The following is a 5,230-nucleotide window of genomic DNA, read 5'->3' as shown; positions in this document are numbered from 1 at the left end:
TCCCAATCCCGTGCTCATGATCGGGCCGGACGGCAAGATCGTCGCCGCCAACATCGCCACCGAAGCTTTCTTCGAGATCTCGACGCAGTTCCTGAAGCGGCAGTCGCTGAAAGAGCTGGTGCCGTTCGGCAGCCCCTTGCTGGCGCTGATCGACCAGGTGCGCTCGTCGAACTCGCCGGTGAACGAATACAAGGTCGATCTCGGCACGCCCCGCATGGGCGGCGACCGCCAGGTCGATCTGCACGTCGCCCCGCTCACGGAGCGGCCCGGCCACATCGTGGTGATGCTCCAGGAGCGCACCATCGCCGACAAGATGGATCGGCAGCTCACCCATCGCAGCGCCGCGCGCTCGGTGATAGCGCTAGCAGCAATGCTCGCGCATGAGATCAAGAATCCGCTCTCCGGCATCCGCGGCGCGGCGCAGCTGCTGGAGCAGCAGGCATCGTCCGAGGACCGCATGCTGACGCGGCTGATCTGCGACGAGGCCGACCGCATCGTGACGCTGGTCGACCGCATGGAGGTGTTCGGCGACGAGCGCCCCGTGGTGCGCGGACCGGTCAACATCCATTCGGTGCTCGATCACGTGAAGCGGCTGGCGCAGTCGGGTTTTGCCCGCAACATCCGCTTCATCGAGGACTACGATCCCTCGCTGCCGCCGGTGCTGGCGAACCAGGACCAGTTGATCCAGGTGTTCCTCAATCTCGTGAAGAACGCTGCCGAAGCCCTGATCGACGTGCCTGACGCCGAGATCCAGCTCACCACTGCGTTCCGCCCCGGCGTGCGTCTGTCAGTCCCCGGTCAAAAATCCCGGGTATCGTTGCCGCTCGAATTCTGCGTGAGGGACAACGGACCAGGCGTGCCGGACGATCTTCTGCCCAACCTGTTCGATCCCTTCGTGACCACCAAGCAGACCGGCTCGGGTCTGGGCCTTGCGCTTGTCGCAAAGATCGTCGGCGATCACGGGGGCATCATCGAATGCGAATCTCAGCCGCGCAAAACCACCTTCCGCGTGCTGATGCCGATGTATTCCACATCGGTCAAACATGCCGATCACAGCAGTCGCGACGGCTCTGCCGGGAAGTCGTCGTCTGCATCACAGGGGGCAAAATGAGGATTAACAATGCCCGCAGGTAGCATTCTCGTTGCAGATGACGACACCGCCATCCGCACGGTACTCAACCAGGCTCTGTCCCGCGCCGGCTATGAGGTCAGGCTCACCGGCAATGCCGCAACGCTGTGGCRCTGGGTCAGCCAGGGCGAGGGCGATCTCGTCATCACCGACGTGGTGATGCCGGACGAAAACGCCTTCGACCTGCTGCCGCGGATCAAGAAGATGCGGCCCAATTTGCCCGTCATCGTCATGAGCGCGCAAAACACCTTCATGACGGCGATCCGCGCCTCCGAGCGGGGGGCGTACGAATATCTGCCAAAGCCCTTCGACCTGAAGGAGCTGATCGCCATCGTCGGCCGTGCGCTCGCCGAGCCGAAGGAGCGAACCTCGACGCCGGACGAGGACGCCGAGATGGAGGCGATCCCGCTGGTCGGCCGCTCGCCGGCGATGCAGGAAATCTACCGCGTGCTGGCGCGCCTGATGCAGACCGACCTCACCGTGATGATCACGGGCGAGTCCGGCACCGGCAAGGAGCTGGTGGCGCGCGCGCTGCACGATTACGGCAAGCGCCGCAACGGCCCGTTCGTCGCCGTCAACATGGCGGCGATCCCGCGCGACCTGATCGAGTCCGAGCTGTTCGGCCATGAGCGCGGCGCCTTCACCGGCGCCAACACCCGCGCCTCGGGCCGGTTCGAGCAGGCCGAGGGCGGCACGCTGTTCCTGGACGAGATCGGCGACATGCCGATGGAGGCGCAGACCCGCCTGCTGCGCGTGCTCCAGCAGGGCGAATACACCACCGTCGGCGGCCGCACCCCGATCAAGACCGACGTGCGGATCGTTGCGGCGTCCAACAAGGACCTGCGCGTCCTGATCCAGCAGGGCCTGTTCCGCGAAGATTTGTTCTTCCGCCTTAACGTCGTGCCGCTGCGGCTGCCCCCCTTGCGCGAGCGCATCGAAGACCTGCCGGACCTCGTGCGGCACTTCTTCACGCTGGCCGAGAAGGACGGCCTGCCGCCGAAGAAGCTCGACACGCTGGCGCTGGAGCGGATGAAGCAGCACCGCTGGCCCGGCAACGTGCGCGAGCTCGAAAATCTCGCCCGGCGCCTCGCCGCGCTCTATCCGCAGGACGTGATCACGGGCTCCGTCATCGACGGCGAGCTGGCGCCGCCCACGGTCAGCCCCGGTGCCGCGGTCCAGCAGGGCGTCGACAATCTCGGCGGCGCGGTGGAGGCGTATCTGTCCTCGCACTTCCAGGGCTTCCCGAACGGCGTGCCGCCGCCGGGCCTCTATCACCGTATCCTCAAGGAGATCGAGGTGCCGCTGCTCACGGCCGCGCTCGCCGCCACCCGCGGCAACCAGATCCGCGCCGCGGACCTGCTCGGCCTCAACCGCAACACGCTGCGGAAGAAGATCCGGGATCTCGATATCCAGGTCTATCGGAGCGGGGGCTAGTTTTCCGGGACGGTGGCTCAGCTCCCCCTACCACAGCGGAGCTGAGCCTGTCCGAATCGCGCTGGCCTTGATGGCTGACGCGGTGAGCAGAAGTCCGAATTGGTCCGAATTGTTCCGCCGGAACATTCAAATTGGTCATTCGACCGCAGGACGCGGCGTCGCACCTATCTGACCAGGCGGCCTGATGTCGGCAGCATGGCGACGTCAGCCGGTGCCTGCATGGCGGGGCCGTTGACCAGCAGGTCGGAAGCGACGATCAGCAGCAGAACGGCCGCGACCATTATCGCGAGAAAGAACCTGTCCATCCCAGTCAAGCCGGAATGGGTGGATTCCGTTCCCGCTGGCCGGGCATGCCCTGTGGATGCGCCGGTCCGTCGCGGCGGGGACGCCGCGGAATTGTCGCAATTCGGCAACAATGTGGTAGGAATACATCAGTATCCGCCGCCACCGCGGACCCCGTTTTCAGCACCCATTGCCGGAATGACCAGCGCAGACACCTCGGCCGCATCCTTTGACACGGCCCCAGCTGAAGAGCCCCGACGCTGGTCGCCGCGACGCTGGCTGGCGCCCTTTGCCGTGGCGCTGGCACTGCTGTCGGGCCTGCTGACCTTCCTGGTCCTGACCGGTCTCACGCGGATCGATCCGACGCCGGAGGTGGTCCGCACCTTCTATCTGATCAATGCGGGCACGATCCTGCTCCTGGTCGGGATCATCGTCCGCGAGCTCTGGCAGCTCATCCTGGCGCGCCGGCGGGGCAGGGCGGCGGCGCGTCTCCATGTCCAGATCGTCAGCCTGTTCTCGATCGTCGCGGTGCTTCCGGCCGTGCTGGTTTCCGTCGTCGCCAACGTCACCCTCGAGCGCGGCCTCGACCGGTTGTTCTCCGGGCCGACCAAGGAGGTCATCCAGAACTCGCTGAACATCGCGCGGGCCTATATGCAGGACCATGCGCAGCTGATCCGCGGCGACATTCTCGGCATGGCCAACGATATCGCGCACGCCCGGCCGCTCTACGACCAGGATCGGCGGTCGTTTCGCGAGATGCTGACGGCCAGTGCCAGCTCCCGCAATCTGCCGGGCGCGATGATCATCGACAAGAACACCAACATCCTGGAATCCGCCGACACCGGCATGCGGCTGGCCTATTCGCCGCCGGCGCCGGACTTCCTCAGCAACGTCAACGAGTCCGAGCCCGAGATCGCGGTGCTGCCGGATGCGAGCTTCGTCGCGGCGGTGATCCGCTTGCGCGCCTTCAGCGACACCTTCCTCTATGTCGCGCGGCCGCTCGATCCGAATGTGGTCAACCAGCTCAAGCAGACCGAGGTCAGCGTCGCCGAATATGCCCAGATCGAGTCGCGGCGGCTCGGCATCCAGGTCGCCTTCGCGCTGATGTTTGCGGTGATCGCGCTGACCATCCTGATGGCCTCGGTGCTGATCGGGCTGAACTTCGCCAACTCGCTGGTATCGCCGATCCGGCGGCTGATGAATGCGGCCCACACCGTCTCGACCGGCGACCTTCACGTGAAGGTGCCGGTGCACCAGTCGGAGGGCGATCTCGCCCAGCTCGGCGAGACCTTCAACAAGATGACGCAGGAATTGCGCAGCCAGCGCGACGAGCTCGTCAACGCAAGCGACCTCATCGACAGCCGCCGCCGCTTCATCGAGGCGGTGCTGTCCTCGGCGAGCGCCGGCATCATCGGCGTCGATAATTCGGGCAGCGTCGGCATCCTCAACCGCTCCGCCGAGAAGCTGATCGGGCACTCCGAAGCGGAGACGCTCGGCCATGCGCTCTCCGACGTCCTGCCGGAGCTCGACGAGATGATGAAGACGGCGCGGGAAGGCACCCAGCGCCTGGTGCAGGGCCAGATCACGATCACGCGCGACGGACAGGAGCGCAACCTCTCGGTCCGCGTCAGCGCCGAGAAGAACCAGCCGCACGACAGCTACATCATCACGCTCGACGACATCACCGAGCTGGTGTCGGCACAGCGCACCTCGGCCTGGGGCGACGTGGCGCGCCGCATCGCCCATGAGATCAAGAACCCGCTGACGCCGATCCAGCTCTCGGCCGAGCGCATTCGTCGCAAGTTCGGCAAGGACATCACCGAGGCCAAGGACAAGCAGATCTTCGAGCAGTGCACCGACACCATCGTGCGTCAGGTCGACGACATCAGGCGCATGGTCGACGAATTCTCGCGCTTTGCGCGGATGCCGAAACCGGTGATGGAGGGCGAGGACGTCGCCGACACCGTGCGGCAGGCGGTGTTCCTGATGAAGGTCGCCCATCCCGAGCTCGATATCGAGGCCGAGTTCAGGGAAGATCCGCTGCGCGCCCAGTTCGACCGGCGGCTGATCTCGCAGGCGGTCACCAACATCGTCAAGAATGCCACCGAGGCGATCGAGCAGGTGCCGCCGGAAGAGCTCGGCAAGGGCCGCATCGACGTCGTGGTGTCGCGCGAGGGCGAGGACGTGCTGATCGACGTCATCGACAATGGCATCGGTCTGCCCAAGGTGGCGCGCTCGCGGCTGCTCGAGCCGTATGTGACGACGCGGGCCAAGGGCACCGGCCTTGGCCTTGCGATCGTCGGCCGCGTGCTTGAAGACCATGGCGGGCGCATCGAGTTGAAGGACGCCTCCGACTTCCGTGCGGGCCAGCGCGGTGCCTGGATG

General features: G+C 65.8%; 4 protein-coding genes. 3 read left to right on the top strand and 1 reads right to left on the bottom strand.

Features of this window, described 5'->3' with window-relative positions:
- The coding region (locus tag AC1D00_RS25375; protein ID WP_477012531.1) for a two-component system sensor histidine kinase NtrB at window positions 1-1,111 on the top strand (1,111 nt) is incomplete at its 5' end.
- 9 nt (window positions 1,112-1,120) lie between these two features.
- On the top strand, window positions 1,121-2,563 hold the full coding sequence (ntrC, locus tag AC1D00_RS25370) for a nitrogen regulation protein NR(I) (protein WP_477012530.1): 1,443 nt from the start codon (window positions 1,121-1,123) through the stop codon (window positions 2,561-2,563).
- 164 nt (window positions 2,564-2,727) lie between these two features.
- Here ntrC and AC1D00_RS25365 read toward each other — a convergent pair whose 3' ends face one another.
- The gene (locus AC1D00_RS25365) at window positions 2,728-2,868 is read right to left on the bottom strand and encodes a hypothetical protein (RefSeq protein WP_167770549.1); all 141 of its coding nucleotides are present in this window, start codon (window positions 2,866-2,868) and stop codon (window positions 2,728-2,730) included.
- 175 nt (window positions 2,869-3,043) lie between these two features.
- Here AC1D00_RS25365 and AC1D00_RS25360 point away from each other — a divergent pair.
- Window positions 3,044-5,230: sensor histidine kinase NtrY-like (locus AC1D00_RS25360; RefSeq protein WP_477012529.1), on the top strand; the 2,187-nt coding region annotated here is incomplete at its 3' end.

This window comes from Bradyrhizobium sp. P2_E8, assembly GCF_056403875.1.
The sequence above is the reverse complement of the archived record's forward strand: the minus strand, read 5'-3'. Positions and strand labels throughout refer to the sequence as shown.

What these genes read in the sequence shown, in the direction of transcription:
- AC1D00_RS25365 (WP_167770549.1), bottom strand. Translation starts at nt 2,868, where the DNA reads ATGGACAGGTTCTTTCTCGCGATAATGGTCGCGGCCGTTCTGCTGCTG.